Here is a 16,214-nt window from a genome sequence, read left to right on the forward strand (position 1 = left end):
TTGCTATCACGCAGGCCTGATTGAGCAAGTTGGGACAAGACCATGCGCGCCGAAACCCAGAATACCGTGGCGGAAATCGAAAAGTCGCTGGAGCTGCTGGCGCAGCGCATGGACTATGAAACCGCTCCTCATCGTCTTGAGGAATTCAATGCGCGTGTCGAGGATCCCAACCTGTGGGACAACCCGGAAAACGCGCAGAAACTGATGCGTGAGCGTCAGATGCTGGTTGATGCCATCGAAACTTATGAATCCATCAAAACCGATCTGAGCGACAATATCGAGCTGATCGAATTGGGCGAGATGGAAGAGGACGAAGAGGTTGTCACCGACGCCGAAGACGCCATCAAGAAGCTGAAAAGCAAAGCCGCCAAGAAAGAACTTGAGGCGCTGCTGGATGGCGAGGCGGATGGCAATGACACCTTCCTTGAGATCAACTCGGGTGCTGGTGGAACAGAGAGCTGCGACTGGGCATCGATGCTGGCGCGGATGTATGTACGCTGGGCTGAGAAAAAGGGTTATACTGTCGAGCTTCAGTCTGAAACAGCGGGTGAAGAAGCAGGTATCAAATCTGCCGCCTACAAGATTTCGGGCCACAACGCTTATGGCTGGCTGAAATCGGAAAGCGGCGTACACCGACTGGTCCGCATCTCTCCGTATGACTCGGCGGCCAAACGGCACACGTCGTTCAGCTCAGTCTGGGTTTATCCGGTGGTTGACGACAATATCGAGATCGAAGTGAACCCGTCGGATATCCGCATCGACACTTATCGGTCCTCGGGCGCCGGTGGACAGCACGTCAACACCACGGACTCGGCGGTTCGGATTACGCACATTCCGACAGGGATCGTGGTGACGTCATCCGAGAAGTCGCAGCACCAAAACCGCGACATTGCGATGAAGGCCCTGAAATCGCGCCTTTACCAGCAAGAACTGGATCGCCGTAACGCAGATATCAACGCAGCCCACGAAGCCAAGGGTGATGCGGGCTGGGGTAACCAGATCCGGTCTTACGTCTTGCAGCCCTATCAGATGGTTAAGGACCTGCGGACGAACTTTGAAACTTCGGACACCAAAGGGGTGCTGGACGGTGATCTGGATGGGTTCATGGCGGCCACGCTGGCATTGAACGTCGCAGGAAAAAGCCGTTCTGAGGCGCAGGGTGAAGGTTAACTTCAATCCTTCAGGATACAATTGATGAGCGTGATCAAGGGCCACTGGCAATTGATCTTAATCGTCGCGCTGGTGTTTGCGCTTTGGAATACTTCGGTTGTTCTTCCGCTAAAGATACTGGTTGTTTTCCTGCATGAGCTATCACACGCGATCGCAGTTGTTGTTACAGGCGGATCGGTGGAAAGCTTCACTATCTCTCCACGACAGAGTGGACTTGTAACTGCACGAGGTGGCAGTCGCTTCCTGAGCTTGTCGGCGGGCTATCTCGGATCATTAGCGCTTGGTATGGGATTGCTGGCTGTAGCGCTGCGCACGCATTGGGATCGGGCCGAGCTTGGAGGTTTCGGCGGCGTCATGCTGTTGGTAACGCTGCTTTATGTTCGAGAGCCATTCGCGATGCTCTTCTGCGGCGTCGTGGGTGCCGGGATGGTTGCAATGGGTTGGTATCTGAGCCGACCACTATGTGATCTGGTCCTGCGGGTCATCGCACTGACCAGCATGATCTATGTTCCTTACGATATTTTTGACGACACGATCCGACGCTCGGGCATACGCTCAGACGCGTTTATGCTGGCTGAGGAATTCGGCGGCACCGCTATGCTGTGGGGCGCGTTGTGGCTTGTTCTCAGCCTCATTTCGATCTTCCTGTGCCTAAAGTTTTTCCTTGGCGACGACAGCAACTTGCGATTTGGCCAAGAGACCCGTTGATCACAACAGCTTTCGCCAAAAGATGTATTCAAACAGTGGGTTTAAATAGGCATGTGCCCCGGCTAGGCTGATCCTCGAAGAGGAGCGAGCTAGGGATGGATCTGAGCAAAGTAACTGCGATCGAACTGCTGAATGCGATGGCTGCAGGGCGGTTGTCAGCGGCCGAACTGATGCAGCGGACATTGGATCGGATTGCCGATGTAAACGGCGCGGCAAACGCAATCGTTTCAATGCGAGAGCCAGATGACTTACTAGCCGAAGCAAGGGCAATGGATGCAGGACCTAACCGCGGCCCGCTGCACGGATTACCAATTGCAGTGAAGGATTTGGTGAATGTAGCCGGCGTTGTTTCCTCACAGGGATCACCTATCTTTCGGGATTTTGTACCGCAAAATGACGATCTGATTGCTGCGAGGATGAGGGCAGCTGGAGCAATTCTAATCGGCAAGACCAACGTACCGGAATTTGGATTGGGGTCTCATACTTTTAATCCGGTCTATGGGGCGACGCGCAATCCATACAACGATGCGCGCACCTGTGGTGGTTCGTCTGGCGGCGCGGCTGTCGCGCTGGCGACTGGTATGGTCGCCCTGGCTGACGGGTCGGACATGATGGGAAGCCTGCGCAATCCAGCTGCTTGGAACAATGTCTATGGATTTCGCCCCAGTTGGGGGCGGGTGCCTTCCCATCCCGAGGGGGATGGGTTCTTGCACCAGCTTTCCACTCTTGGCCCCATGGCGCGTGATCCACAGGATTTGGGTCTTTTGCTGGATGTAATTTCCGGACCTGAACCACTGCAACCCCATGAAGTGCCAAGCACTCCGGTCTCGCCGCTTCAGACGTTGGACTTGAAGGGAATGCGGATTGGCTGGCTGGATGATTGGGGCGGTGCGTTTCCTTACGAAGACGGGATTCAAGAACTTTGTCAAAGCGCATTGTCAGTCTTTACCGATCTGGGAGCCGAGGTGGAGCCCGTTGCCGCTCCGTTTGAGGCTGAGAGAATGTGGGACAGCTGGGCAACGTTGCGGTCGTGGAGCGTTGCCGCGAGCCTTGCACCGCTCACGCAGCACAGATCGTCTTTGAAAGACACCGCGTTATGGGAGCTGGATCGGGGTTTGGCCATGACCGCGATGCAGGTGCATCGTGCAAGCGTCGCACGTTCTGAGTGGTTTCGTCGGGCAGTTAAGCTGTTCGAGGACTACGACGCCCTCGTTCTACCTTCGGCTCAGGTCTGGCCATTTTCGGTGGAAAATCCGTACCCCACTGAAATTAATGGGAAAAGAATGGATACTTATCACCGATGGATGCAGGTTGTTGTTCCGGTCAGTTTGACCGGCCTGCCGTGTTTGTCGGTCCCTGTGGGTTTCGGTGTCGAAGGCTTACCGATGGGGATGCAGCTTTTCGGTCCGCGCGGGTCTGATGCAAGGATTCTAGGGATCGGAGCTGCCTATCATGCCGCTACGCAGTGGCCACAAAAAAGACCGGCCCGCCACTAGGGCTGGAAAGGGAGGAGAGAGAGTTCATGGATAAGCAATTTGGCGTTCCCAAGATGGGGCCCGTGGATGTCGAAATGCTGCGGCTGGCCTTGAGGCGGGCATGGGGCGATTTTCGGCGCGCCCCGGTGTTTGGCCTGTTGTTCGCCAGCTTCTATGTCCTGGCCGGCTGGGCCATGGCCTGGGTGACGGTTGAGACGGGCACGTCATATTGGTTGGTCCTTGCAGCAATCGGTTTTCCCCTGCTTGGACCGTTTGCTGCCGTTGGTCTCTACGAAGTCTCTCATAGGTTAGAGCAGGGCGAGCCCTTGGATTTTAGTGCGATCTTCGGTGTTGTTGTTCAGCAAAGCCGCCGACAGTTACCTTCAATCTGCGCAATTATCGTTGTGATGTTTCTATTCTGGTTCTTTCTGGGGCACATGATTTTCGCCCTTTTCATGGGGCTATCAACGATGACTAACGTTTCATCCTCTCTTGAGGTGTATTTGACGACAAACGGTCTGACGATGTTGCTTGTCGGGTCGGCCGTGGGGGCAGTGTTCGCGACTGTGTTGTACATGATCACTGTGCTGTCCATCCCGATGCTGTTGGATCGCGAGCTGGACTTCGTGACGGCGATGATCGCCAGCTTTGGCTATGTCAGGGCCAATCCCAAGGTTATGTTGGGTTGGGGTATTTTTATCGCTGTTTTGACTTTTCTGGCGATGATCCCATGGTTTTTGGGGCTGCTCATCGTCCTACCGCTTTTGGGGCACGCCAGCTGGCACTTATACCGCCTGATTACTCAGGCCTGACGAAAAAGGCAGCGTCACCTTACCAGTTGCGGTGTTGCTTGTTCTGAACTGCGGGCGGTGCGCGCTGCGGCCATGACGGTACTCGTGTCACTACCCAAGTGTCTCAGCAGCACTCGCCGCATCGTGGTCGCGCTGGCCGTAGTTTTTGACAAGCAAATGGCGACGCCACGCCAGCGATCCGCGTATTCTTCTGTTCCGCGCGTCACCAGATAAATTCGGCTGTTCTGCGACGACCGGCAGGACATCAAGATGTAAATCTGGCGACCAGCACAAGCCGCAATCCCCTGTACTTCGCGGGCAGGGGGCGGCAGGTTCGGCATCACAGGGCGGGGTTCGTAACCGCGCACCAAAGTGCATTGAGGCAAGCGCCTCGCGTGAAAGAGGCGATGGCGTGAAGGCGTCGTTTCGTCGAGTTCAGTTTCCGAAGCATAATAGAAACCCGCCGGGAAAAGGCTTTCTGTCAAAGTGCTTGGCCCTGAGCCGAGAAAGTCGCTCAGCGCGGAAGCTGCCGGGTGGGCCGGAACGCGTTCGATCTCATCCAGAGGGCGTAACAGAATTCGAGCGTCCACTTCAAAGAACCGGCAAATGCGGTCCAGCACGTCTGGGCGCGGAAAGCTCTCTCCGCCGAGGTATCGATTGAATTGTGTCCGGTTGATCCCAAGCTGCCGGCAGAGTTCTGAGACCGACGAGTACTGTTGGGCAAGACGTCTGAGATTTGCGCCGAACATCTTGCGCAGCTCGGCCGGGTTGCGGATCTCTTTGTTCATTGTTGCCCCAGGTTCTTACCACTTGTTTTTCTAATACCGCAACGCAACCGACCTTTCGGTCGAACGCGGATTAAAGCAATCGTACTGCTGACACCGATGGGCGCATCCCAACGCCTCATCACCCCTTGAGGCTAATGTCCGACGCGGCAAACGCAATAGGGTTTATTTTCTTTTTTGCATGATCTTTTTGGACTGATTTGCCTTGATAGCGGTTGCTGCAAGCAATTTCAGTACGTGATCCATCCAAAGTGGATCGGATTTCCCCGCCCTTATCGTTCTTGCGACAGGGCGGGGGTGTTCTTATTCGCCGCGCAAGAGGGCGGCAACACCTGTGCGAGCAATCTCGATAAGTCCCAATGGGCGCATCAGATCGGCAAAGGCGTCGATTTTGTCTGGCGCTCCGGTGATCTCGAAGATGAAAGAGTTCAGAGTGCTGTCAACAACGTTGGCGCGGAAGATATCCGCGAGCCGCAGCGCTTCGACGCGTTTGTCACCTTCGCCAACGACTTTGATAATCGCCAGTTCACGCTCGACCGAAGGACCTTCGACGGTCAAGTCATGTACGTCGTGAACCGGAACAATACGGCCCAATTGCGCTTTGATCTGTTCAATCACCTGCGGGGTTCCGGTGGTGACGATAGTGATGCGGCTGAGGTGACCAGTGTGATCGACCTCAGCCACGGTTAGGCTTTCGATGTTGTACCCGCGGCCTGAGAATAGGCCGATTACGCGGGCTAGAACGCCGGGTTCGTTTTCGACCAGAACAGCGATCGTGTGACGTTCCTGCACGTCCGAGAAGGTGGGGCGTAGGTTGTAGGCCGAATGACGGCTGGAGCCTTTTTTGATATGTAGGGCAGACATTTATGTCCCTTTCATCATCCTGAGATGGCCGGGCGCTGCGGCGCCCGACAAAATTCGTCGAATGTTGTTAAACCAGAACCGAGCCTTTGGAGTCGATCACGCCCTGCGTCTCGGCTTCGCCCAGCAGCATTTCGTTATGCGCCTTGCCCGACGGGATCATGGGGAAGCAGTTTTCGTGCTTTTCAACCAGACAGTCAAAGATCACCGGACCGTCGTAGTTGATCATTTCCATGATCGCCTCGTCCAGATCGGCGGGGTCAGAGCACAGAATCCCTTTGGCGCCGAATGCTTCGGCAAGCTTGACGAAGTCGGGCAGGGCTTCTGACCACGAATGCGAGTACCGCTCGCCATGCAGCAGTTCCTGCCATTGGCGAACCATGCCCAAACGTTCGTTGTTCAGGATGAACTGTTTGACGGGCAGGCGATACTGAACCGCAGTGCCCATTTCCTGCATGTTCATCAGCCACGAGGCCTCACCAGCCACGTTGATGACCAGCGCTTCGGGATGCGCCATCTGCACGCCGATCGAAGCCGGAGTGCCATAGCCCATTGTGCCCAGGCCACCCGACGTCATCCAGCGGTTAGGGTCCTCGAAACCAAGGTACTGCGCGGCCCACATCTGATGTTGACCGACCTCAGTCGTGATGTAGCGGTCATGCTTTTTGGTCAGTTCTTCAAGACGTTGCAGCGCATATTGCGGTTTGATGGTCTTCTCGCAGTTAGTGTAGGCGAGACAGTTAACCTTGCGCCAGTCACTGATCTGTTCCTGCCATTTGGCAACGGCAGCAGCGTCGGTTTTCCGACCACGCGCCTTCCAAACCTTGAGGATATCCTCAAGCACGTGCGCGACATCGCCAACAATTGGTATATCCACGCGGATCACCTTGTTGATCGACGAAGGATCGATGTCGATATGCGCCTTTTTCGAGTTCGGCGAGAACGCATCAATCCGGCCGGTTATCCGGTCGTCAAAACGTGCACCGATGTTGATCATCAGGTCGCAGTCGTGCATCGCCAAGTTCGCTTCGTACAAGCCGTGCATACCGAGCATGCCCAGCCAATTGTCACCCGACGCCGGATACGCGCCAAGACCCATCAGGGTAGAAGTGATCGGGAAACCGGTCGAGTCGACCAGTTCACGCAGCAATTGGCTGGCCGCGGGACCAGAGTTGATAACGCCGCCGCCGGTATAGAAGACAGGTTTTTTGGCCGTCTCGATGGCTGCAACCAATTCGGTGATCTCTTCCAGATCACCTTTCAGTACGGGCTGGTAGTGCGAAGTCGACGGCTTGGGCGCTTGGTAGTCACCTGACGCAAACTGTACGTCCTTTGGGATGTCGATAAGCACCGGACCGGGGCGGCCCGAAGTTGCGACATGGAAGGCCTCGTGCAGCGTTTCAGCCAGCGAGTCTGTATCCTTAACCAGCCAGTTATGCTTGGTGCAGGGGCGGGTGATGCCAACTGTGTCCGCTTCTTGAAAGGCGTCCGAGCCGATCATGAATGTTGGAACCTGACCAGTCAGAACCACGATCGGGATCGAGTCCAGCAGCGCATCCGTCAATCCGGTTACGGCATTGGTCGCGCCGGGGCCCGAAGTTACCAGTGCAACGCCCGGCTTGCCGGTAGACCGTGCATAACCTTCGGCAGCATGGATCGCGCCCTGTTCATGCCGCACCAGAATGTGACGGATGTCGTTTTGCAGAAAGATCTCATCATAGATCGGTAGGACGGCGCCACCGGGGTATCCGAATACTGTGTCCACGCCCTGATCTTTGAGGGCTTGAACTACCATCTTTGCGCCGGTCATCTCACGTGTCATCTGCTTTGCTCCGTTCGCGACATGTGTCTTGCGTTTGCCAAAAAAAAGCCCCCGAGGTTTTCGGAGGCGCATGGGTTCAATTATGGTTTACCGTTACCGGCCCATGCGCATGTTTCCTACGATTACGACTAGCGTTCTCATCGCCAGAGGCTCCTTTTAGCTTGGGGGGGACATTATTGGTGGGGCGACGGAGCGTCAACAGGCAAATGCACCAATTTTGTAACCTGGGCAGTGGATTTTGCGACATTTTATTGCGCAGATTGCCGCAGGTGCGGAATTTCCGTCAATTTGGGCTCATTTTGAGTGGGAGAATCTGCAATTGCACTTGTCAGATTGCGTCAGCGCAATGTCTTAAACTGACATGAGAACCCCCTTCGCCTGCGCCACGCTGAATCCAAAAGCAGGTATAAGGGAGGCGGATTATGTTAACGGATTTAGTTGATTTGGGGCGGTATCCTATCGATCGCCCAGACTCGCGTGCCTATGATCAGATGATTGCGGATTTAAGGCGGGACTTGGATCTGGATGGATGCGCAGTTTTACCCGGGTTTGTCCACACGTCGGGACTTGAAGCTCTGGTAAAGGAGGCTGACAAAGTCGCGCCTTTTGCGCATCGCTCTTTCAACAGAACAAATGCCTATTTCACTAAGGACAATCCAAAGTTGGGAATTGGGCACCCGGCTCGCCGTTTCTACGATCGGTCGAACGCGTTTGTTCCCGCAGACAACTTCTCTGAGTCCGGACCGCTTCGGCGCATCTATGAGTTCGAAGGCTTTATGCCGTTCATACGTGACGCCCTGAACGAACCCGACGGCCGGTTCTTTCGCTACGATGACCCGTTGGCCGACGTGATCATCAACGTGGTGGAAGAAGGGCAGGGGTTCCCATGGCATTTTGACACGAACAACTACACCGTCACCTTGGCAATTCAGAACGGAGAGGCCGGCGGTGCGTTTGAATACGTGCCTAACCTGAGAACAGCAGAGGACGAGAACTTCAAGGAGGTGGCCGCAATCCTTGATGGAAACAGGTCGAAAGTGCGTGAACTGGAATTGCAGCCCGGTGACTTGCAGCTATTCAAAGGCCGGTACGCCCTTCATCGTGTCGCGCCAGTAAAGGGGGCACGGAGCAGATATGTCGGGATCTTCTCTTTTGTCGAGGTGGAAGGAATGTGTGGCGGCGTAGAGCGCACGCAACAACTCTATGGGCGCGTCTTACCGCATCATTATGAGCGGGCAGGGTTGAGAAAGGACCATCTGCTGGACTGAGCTGTGTTACGCTGAAGCGGTAAACCTATCGGCTCGGAGGGCAAGGTGCCTCGTATTTTACAGCTAACGCCGTTTGTTCTTTGCTCTTATTTGCAGAAGCAAATAGATTTCTATCGTGACTGTTTGGGCTTTGCCTGCGGCTTCAGGCAGGACAATTACGCTTTCTTATCCTTAGGTCCGGTGGCCATTCGGTTGTTGGAATGCCCACCACGCGAAGATGGCCGCCCGTTGGGAGAAAACCAGTCGTTCTATGTGGATGTCGAAGAAATCGACAAACTGTACGAAACCCTGAGACCCGGATTGGCTACCTTGCCAGAAGGCCGCGTGCGTGCGCCTTTCGATCAGCCGTATCAGCAGCGAGAGTTCCACGTAATCGACGAAGATGGCACTTTGATTTTCTTCGGGGAAGACATTCGGCCTAGAGAGTAGTTTATGCTGCACTTAGCTGATGCTTCTGCGCTGCATCTTCTCTGGGTGATTTGGCCGCTCAAAAGCCTGGGCTAGTGCCTTGCAGTACACCATGTTCAAGCGCGTATCTTGTGAGGCCTGCAGTCGAGGAAATACCCAGCTTGCGCTTGATGTTCTTGCGGTGGGTTTCGACCGTGCGGACCGAAATCTCGAGCGCGCTTGCAACCTCTTTGTTAGATTTGCCCTGCGCCAATTCCAAGAGAATTGTCTGCTCTCGCCCGGTCAATGCCTCGCGCGTGCTGCCCCCTTTCGGCTGCAATGAACCGCTGGCGCCTGTGCAAAGGTATTGTTCACCCCTCATGACCGCGTCGATAGCCTGTTTGATTTCATCAGTAGGCACATCCTTGAGCACATAGCCCTTAGCGCCGTGGCTGAGTGCGGTGGAGATGTATTCGGGACTGTCGTGCATAGAGAGGATCAAAATCCGTGTTTCCGGCAAACGCTCCAGAATGATTTCTGTAGCGCTCAGACCACCCAGTCCGGGCATATTCAGATCCATCAGGATCACATCTGGCGATAGATCAAAGGCTTGATCGACCGCATCTTGGCCGCTGCTGAGCGTTCCGACGACTTCAATTTCGGTATAGCTTTCAAGGATCGATTGAATCCCTTCGGCCACCATCGGGTGGTCGTCTACGATAAGGACGCGGATCGTTTGTTCGCTCATGTGCCGGCCTTTCGGTTGGATGGCGAGTCTTCCTGCGGCGGCAGCAAGTGACTGAGGGGCAGGCTGGCTTCGATCACTGTGCCGCTGCGTGGGCCGCGTGATGACAGAATGCGCAGCGATCCGTCAAGTTGTTCGATGCGTTCTTGCATATTGCGCAACCCAATCCCGGTGTTGACCTGACCCGATCCACTGGGCAGCCCCTGGCCGTTGTCGGTGATGCGCATTGTTGCCCCTTTTTGGTGGCCGCGCAGGTCAATAGTAACACGGGTGGCCCCAGAATGGCGTTCGATATTTGTCAGAGCTTCTTGTGCGATGCGGTAAAGGGCAATTTTGCTGTCCTGATCCAGCCGGTTACGGAAAACGACTGTTGAGAACTCGGTCTCGATCCCGGTGCGCTCGCGGAAGTCCTCGGTGAGTGCCTTTAGAGCAGGACCGAGACCCAAGTCATCTAGCACCCCCGGACGCAAGTCGCGACTGATGCGGCGAACCTCGCTGATGGCGGTGCCCAAATGATCAATCCCTTTGTCTAGTGGATCGCGCGCGCCACCTTCATCACCGCGTTCCAATCTTCGTCGCGCATTGTCCAGCGCATAGCGAACACCAACAAGGATCTGGCTGATCCCGTCGTGCAGCTCTCGCGCTACACGACCGCGCTCTTCTTCTTGTGCGTCGAACACGCGCTGTGTCAGTTCCTTGAGCTTGGCATCCGCTAGTCGCCGCTCTCTTACATTAAGGAGCATGCCTGAAGCGAATACGATCAGAACTGCAGCCACGACAATACCGCCAATATACATAAATGTTCGCTGAACCCGGTCCTCGACCTCGGCGCGCGCCGTCGCGACGGTCGCAACGATGTCATCGATGAATACTCCGGTTCCAACCGCCCATCGCCAATCTTGAAGGCCAACGACGTAGGCGATCATTTGGGCCTCTTCTCCGGTCGAAGGCTTTTGCCACATGAAGCTGTGCCATCCCGCCCCTTGGCGGGCCAGATTGATAAACTCTTCAACAATGGGCGTGCCATCGCTGTCTGTCAGACCTTCCCAGTTACGGTTGATGAACTGTGTCTGTCGTGGGCTGACAAGGTTCTTGCCGTCGTAGTCATAGACAAAAAAGAACCCGTCTTTCCCATAGATCATGGCCGACAGGATTTGCGTCACGAGGTTCTTTGCAACCGCGTCGTCTGGCGACGCTCGTCCATAGATATATGCGAAACCATTTCTGGCCTGTGTGACGTAATTCTTGAGCTCTTCCTTTTTCGCCTCGATCAGGCGCCGTTCCAGCGCCTGAATTTCGCGTTCAGCAGTCGCCCGGGATTCATATGCAACGAGCAGCGCAATGGCCGCCACAGCAGCGACGAGTGGAATCGCGGCAATGAGCGATAGCTTCTGGCCGTAAGTCAGCGAAATCAGATTTCGGAATCCCCTCATGGTCGAATCGATACGCAAGAGTTCACGAAAATGCAAAAATTTTGAACGAAAGGGGGGATCGGAAGGCTGTCACTCCCGGAAACGCTGGTCTTTCTTGGTGAATTTGATCTGGGACCGGCCAAAAACCCGACCCTCTACGTAGTAATAGGTATTCACATTCAAAAACCGCTCTTTAATCTGTCGCGCACTGATAACGACTGCGCCCGGCTTCGTCCGGGTTTTGAATATGTAGGGGAGGAACACCTAAATGGATCGTCGTTCATTTCTAAAAACTTCTGCTCTGGGCGGCTCGGCAGCTGCAGCCACCACACTGGCGGCACCGGCATATGCACAGGGCAAGCGCACGCTGACCATGGTGACCTCGTGGGGTCGCGGTCTGGCTGGCGTTTTCGACAGTGCACAGCGTTGTGCGGACAGCATCACGGCGATGTCGGATGGCAACCTGACCGTTGACATCAAAGCTGCCGGTGAACTGGTTGGCGCCTTTGAAGTTTTCGACGCTGTATCGTCGGGCCAAGCCGACATGTATCACGCGGCAGACTACTACTTTGTTGGCCAGCACCCTGGCTACGCATTCTTCACCGCTGTTCCGTTCGGCATGACCGCACAGGAAATGGTGAACTGGTACTACCAAGACGGCGGCATGGAGCTGCATGACGAACTGGGCCAGATCTTTGGCCTGAAATCGTTCCTGGCCGGTAACACCGGCGCGCAGGCGGGTGGCTGGTACTCGAAAGAGATCAACAGCCCCGATGACTTTAACGGTCTGAAATTCCGTATGCCGGGTCTGGGCGGTAAAGCTCTGGGTAAACTGGGCGCATCGGTTCAGAACATTCCGGGCTCCGAAGTTTATCAGGCGCTGTCCTCGGGTGCGATCGACGGCACCGAGTGGATCGGTCCTTGGGCTGACGAAAAGGCTGGCTTCCAGGAAATCACCAAGGTTTACTACACCGCCGGTTTCCACGAGCCGAATGCGGGCCTGTCTCTGGCAACCAACCGTGACGTTTTCGACAGCCTGACACCTGCACAGCAGAAGATCATCGAGATCGCAGCGGGCGAAGCGCACCAGTGGAACCTGGCGCAATTCTTGGCCAACAACGGTGCCGCGCTGCAGCGTCTGCAGTCGGGTGGCGTAAAGGTCATGGAATTCCCGGACAGCGTCTGGGACGCCTTCGGTGCGGCCAGCCAGGAAGTTCTGGACGAGAACATGGGCGACGACCTGTTCAAAAAGATCCACGACAGCGCAATGGCGTCGTCGGCATCGTCGGCCGGTTGGCTGGACCTGTCGTCGGGTGTCTACACGACACAGCGTAACCGCGTACGCGGCTAATCGTTGAAATTATGCTAAAATGGTTTCCCCACAATAGTGGGGAAGCCTTTCTTGTTGCACATGAGCGGTTCGGACAAAGCCGCAAAACATAACAGTGCAACCGATACGACCTGGGGACAACATGCAGGACGATAACGGTATCTCGTTTTTCGGCGCCCTGTGGAACGGACTTGTGTGGTTCGTCCAGAACATTGCCGAAGCCTTCTATAATTTCGGATACGCCATCACGCATCCGCAACTCTGGCTGAACTGGTCGGACAAAGAAGCGATCATGCGCTTTGTCTACTATGGTGGGTCAGTCGAGTTCTTCTTTGTGATCTTCACGATCTTCCTGGTTTTGACGGCCATCGGCCTTTACTACCGGAATTTCATGTGGGGGATGGTGCGCGGGCTTGAGGGCTTTGCCAACACCACTGGCCGGTTCTTTGCCTGGGCGGGCCTGCTGATGGTGATCCAGCAGATCGTTATCGTGTTTATGCAGCGTGTATTTGCGCGCCCCGATATGGCCTTTGGCTTGGGCATTCCATTCCAGATGGACATCAGCTGGTATGCCGAAGAGCTCAAGCTCTACAACGCAATGGTTGTGTGCCTGTGTTGTACATACACTTTTGTTCAAGGCGGCCATGTGCGTGTTGACCTGATCTATGCAGGAATCAGCCATCGCGCCAAGCGCGTCGTCGACATGTTGGGCGCGTTGCTTTTCATGATGCCGATGGCGGTGCTGACTTGGATGTACGGCTGGTACTTCATGTGGCGGCATCTGATCGTGCCGAAACCGTCGGCCAGTGACACGTTGGACCGTTTGGTGATGAAGTCTCGCGCGCTGCGTTGGAATGTTGAAACCATCGGTTTCAGCCCCAACGGGTTCAACGCCTACTTCCTGTTTAAAATCTTGCTGATTGCCTTTGCGGGCATGGTGTTCCTTCACGCCATCGCATTCCTGTACCGTTCGTACCTGGAATACGTCGAAGGACCTGACAGCGTTGGAAAGTACCTCGACAAGGATAGCCTTGGTGAGGGTGAAGAAGCCTACGAAGGCGCACATTAGGGACGGAGACCCAGACTATGTTATTCGGACTTGATGGCGTCGAGATAGGCCTCATAATCGTTTTCTTTTGCCTTTTCGGAGGCATCCTCTCTGGTTTCCCTGTGGCGTTTGCCATCGGCGGTGCCGGTATCATCTCATTCGGGATTATCGCGGCGTTGGACAGCGCCGGACTGCTGATCCATCAGGCGATTGACACCAGTTCACAAGCCTATCGGGACGTAGTGAACTCGGGCGTCAAACCTGACGTGATATCCGTTTTCCGATACCCGGACTTACCAAGGATCGCCGAGCCGGTATTTGCCGCCGGTTGGGAAACCGCGCTGGACCGCAACGTATCCTTCATCGTGAACCGCATGAACGAACGCGTTCTGGCCGGTCAGTCCATTGAGACTCTTTTGGCCGTTCTGATGTTCGTCCTCATGGGTATCACGTTGGAACGTTCGAAAATCGCGAACGATCTGCTGACAACTATGGCGCGCGTCTTTGGCCCCTTGCCGGGTGGTCTGGCTGTATCGATTGTTGTTGTGGGGGCCTTCCTCGCGGCTTCGACGGGTATCGTGGGCGCAACCGTCGTGACAATGGGTCTGTTGGCGCTGCCGACGATGCTCCGAAACAACTATTCGCCGGAACTAGCGACAGGTGTGATTGCGGCATCCGGTACGCTTGGGCAGATCATTCCACCGTCAATCGTGATCGTTCTGCTGGGGACACTAGCCGGTGACCTTTATTCGACAGCTCAGGAAACCCGAGCTGTCGAAGCAGGGTGTACTGACGCGCTGACTTATCTGGGTGAGCCTGCGGTGGTTTCGGTTGGGACACTGTTCCAGGCTGCCTTGCTACCTGGGATCATGCTGGCTCTGCTCTATGCGCTCTATGCCTTTGGTTATGCGTTGCTGAATCCCGAAAAGGCCCCGGCGGTCGAAATGTCGGGTGGCAGCGGAGAACCCATTACGCGCGCTGAAGGTTTAACATGGTTGCTGGGTGCACCGGTTGCTTTGATCGTTGGTGCGGTGCTGCTGGGCAGCGCAGGCCTAATCGGTAGTCAGAACATTTCGATCTCGGCTTTCTCGGATGTTGGGGCAGGTGCTTCGCTTCGCACCAATGTTTCAGAAGAGTGCAAGCTGTCCATGATCGAACTGCACGGTCAGTCAGCTTGGGATCAGGCCGTTACCGAGCAGGAAGCTATTGATGCTGCAGGTGGTGCGGCCGAAGCTCAGCGTTTGAGCGAAGAAGAACTGACGGCTGCGCGTGATGCCAAGATTGCAGCCGCCGCTCCGATTGGAACAGGGGTTGCGGTGATCGTGGTCCTGCTTGGGCTGACGCTGGTTTTGGGGCGCGGTATCGCACCGTCCAAACCAACGCAGCCTTTGATCCTCGGCGCGATCGGATTGTTGCTGATGCTTCTGGTCGATGTGTTGTTGATTGCACCGACGACATCATCGGGGATTACATTCCTGTTGCTCGCGCTGCCTTTTGCATTGGCCATTTACGGCTGCAAAGAGGCTGCAGCACGCTGCGCGACCAATGATCTGATCCGGGTGGTTTTCCCGCCGCTGGTTCTGATTATTGCGGTGCTCGGCTCGATCCTTGGTGGTGTGACCAACCCGACTCCGGCGGCTGCGCTTGGTGCGGGTGGTGCGATCATGCTGGCCGCCTATCGCAAGCTGCAGGATCAGGGACGTTCAGGCAACGTGATCATCTGGTCGACATTCGCAGTCATCATCTGCTTGTTGCTTGGGGTGAACTTTGACCTGCGCATCAATCAGGGGGCCGTGACCGTAGAGACCTGGATCGCGTTCATCTTTGCCTATGCGACCTACATCTATGCGTTGTTCGGGCTGCTGTTTGGCTGCTGGGTTCTGTTCACAAGCGGTGTTTTGACCCCGGTGGTGCGTGAAACGGCCAAGGTGACATCGATGGTGTTCACAATCCTGATCGGGTCACAGTTGCTGAACCTTGTTGTGATTTCATTCGGGGGCGAGCATTACATCCAACAGTTCCTGAAGAGCTTTGACAACGAGTTCACGGTCTTCCTGATCGTGATGCTGGTTCTGTTTATTCTGGGCTTTGTTCTGGATTTCCTCGAGATCATCTACATCGTGATCCCAATTGTGGGGCCGGTCATCTATGGCGGGTCGTTCGATCCCAAATGGGTGACAATCATGGTGGCGGTGAACCTGCAAACTTCGTTCCTGACGCCGCCGTTTGGGTTCGCCTTGTTCTACCTCAGGGGAGTTGCGCCGAAAGAGGTCACAACGGGCCATATCTATCGCGGGATCATTCCGTTCGTGCTGATCCAGGTGGTTGGTATCGCGATCCTCTGGTTCTTCCCGTCGATCGTGACAATCGTACCGGATCTGATCCCGAACTAACCAAACCAGTAACCGGAGG

14 protein-coding genes are annotated in these 16,214 nt (G+C 55.4%); 9 read left to right on the forward strand and 5 right to left on the reverse strand.

What is annotated here, in order from left to right:
- Window positions 1–42 precede the first annotated feature (42 nt).
- The 4 genes from prfB (at window position 43) to ACR0EO_RS01630 (ending at window position 4,165) form a co-directional block, all read left to right on the forward strand.
- Complete coding sequence (gene prfB, locus ACR0EO_RS01615) at window positions 43–1,170, forward strand: peptide chain release factor 2 (RefSeq protein WP_480686653.1); 1,128 nt, start codon at window positions 43–45, stop codon at window positions 1,168–1,170.
- Between the two features lie 24 nt (window positions 1,171–1,194).
- Window positions 1,195–1,878 (forward strand): M50 family metallopeptidase, encoded by a 684-nt coding sequence (locus ACR0EO_RS01620; RefSeq protein ID WP_480686655.1) that lies wholly within the window; start codon window positions 1,195–1,197, stop codon window positions 1,876–1,878.
- A 95-nt stretch (window positions 1,879–1,973) separates the two neighbouring features.
- Window positions 1,974–3,374 carry an amidase gene (locus tag ACR0EO_RS01625; RefSeq protein WP_480686656.1) on the forward strand — a complete coding sequence of 467 codons (1,401 nt, stop codon included), beginning with the start codon at window positions 1,974–1,976 and terminating at the stop codon, window positions 3,372–3,374.
- Between the two features lie 26 nt (window positions 3,375–3,400).
- A complete protein-coding gene (locus ACR0EO_RS01630; protein WP_480686657.1) occupies window positions 3,401–4,165 on the forward strand; it encodes a DUF2189 domain-containing protein in 765 nt (254 codons plus the stop codon).
- A 14-nt stretch (window positions 4,166–4,179) separates the two neighbouring features.
- On the opposite strand, the gene ACR0EO_RS01635 is transcribed toward ACR0EO_RS01630, so the two are convergent.
- From ACR0EO_RS01635 to ACR0EO_RS01645, 3 genes are all read right to left on the reverse strand, one after another.
- Window positions 4,180–4,932, reverse strand: coding sequence for a helix-turn-helix domain-containing protein (locus ACR0EO_RS01635; protein ID WP_480686658.1), 753 nt, complete (start codon window positions 4,930–4,932; stop codon window positions 4,180–4,182).
- A 300-nt stretch (window positions 4,933–5,232) separates the two neighbouring features.
- A complete protein-coding gene (gene ilvN, locus ACR0EO_RS01640) occupies window positions 5,233–5,793 on the reverse strand; it encodes an acetolactate synthase small subunit (RefSeq protein ID WP_480686660.1) in 561 nt (186 codons plus the stop codon).
- A gap of 67 nt (window positions 5,794–5,860) precedes the next feature.
- The gene (locus ACR0EO_RS01645) at window positions 5,861–7,612 is read right to left on the reverse strand and encodes an acetolactate synthase 3 large subunit (protein ID WP_480686661.1); all 1,752 of its coding nucleotides are present in this window, start codon (window positions 7,610–7,612) and stop codon (window positions 5,861–5,863) included.
- Between the two features lie 422 nt (window positions 7,613–8,034).
- Between ACR0EO_RS01645 and ACR0EO_RS01650 the strand changes: the two genes are divergently transcribed.
- Together ACR0EO_RS01650 and ACR0EO_RS01655 are read left to right on the forward strand one after the other, a co-directional pair.
- Window positions 8,035–8,880, forward strand: coding sequence for a HalD/BesD family halogenase (locus tag ACR0EO_RS01650; protein WP_480686663.1), 846 nt, complete (start codon window positions 8,035–8,037; stop codon window positions 8,878–8,880).
- Between the two features lie 45 nt (window positions 8,881–8,925).
- Complete coding sequence (locus tag ACR0EO_RS01655) at window positions 8,926–9,309, forward strand: bleomycin resistance protein (protein ID WP_480686665.1); 384 nt, start codon at window positions 8,926–8,928, stop codon at window positions 9,307–9,309.
- Between the two features lie 58 nt (window positions 9,310–9,367).
- Here ACR0EO_RS01655 and ACR0EO_RS01660 read toward each other — a convergent pair whose 3' ends face one another.
- Both ACR0EO_RS01660 and ACR0EO_RS01665 read right to left on the reverse strand, forming a co-directional pair.
- Entirely contained in the window at window positions 9,368–10,015 is a 648-nt protein-coding gene (locus ACR0EO_RS01660) for a response regulator transcription factor (RefSeq protein WP_480686666.1), read from the reverse strand.
- Entirely contained in the window at window positions 10,012–11,445 is a 1,434-nt protein-coding gene (locus tag ACR0EO_RS01665) for a cache domain-containing protein (RefSeq protein WP_480686668.1), read from the reverse strand. Before ACR0EO_RS01665 ends, ACR0EO_RS01660 begins: the two co-directional genes overlap by 4 nt.
- A gap of 247 nt (window positions 11,446–11,692) precedes the next feature.
- Here ACR0EO_RS01665 and ACR0EO_RS01670 point away from each other — a divergent pair, with 247 nt between their 5' ends.
- The 3 genes from ACR0EO_RS01670 (at window position 11,693) to ACR0EO_RS01680 (ending at window position 16,195) form a co-directional block, all read left to right on the forward strand.
- Window positions 11,693–12,775 carry a TRAP transporter substrate-binding protein gene (locus ACR0EO_RS01670; protein WP_480686670.1) on the forward strand — a complete coding sequence of 361 codons (1,083 nt, stop codon included), beginning with the start codon at window positions 11,693–11,695 and terminating at the stop codon, window positions 12,773–12,775.
- 121 nt (window positions 12,776–12,896) lie between these two features.
- A complete protein-coding gene (locus ACR0EO_RS01675; protein WP_480686671.1) occupies window positions 12,897–13,823 on the forward strand; it encodes a TRAP transporter small permease subunit in 927 nt (308 codons plus the stop codon).
- A 17-nt stretch (window positions 13,824–13,840) separates the two neighbouring features.
- Window positions 13,841–16,195, forward strand: coding sequence for a TRAP transporter large permease (locus ACR0EO_RS01680; RefSeq protein WP_480686673.1), 2,355 nt, complete (start codon window positions 13,841–13,843; stop codon window positions 16,193–16,195).
- Window positions 16,196–16,214 lie beyond the last annotated feature (19 nt).

This window comes from Ruegeria sp. BE9 (assembly GCF_056538765.1).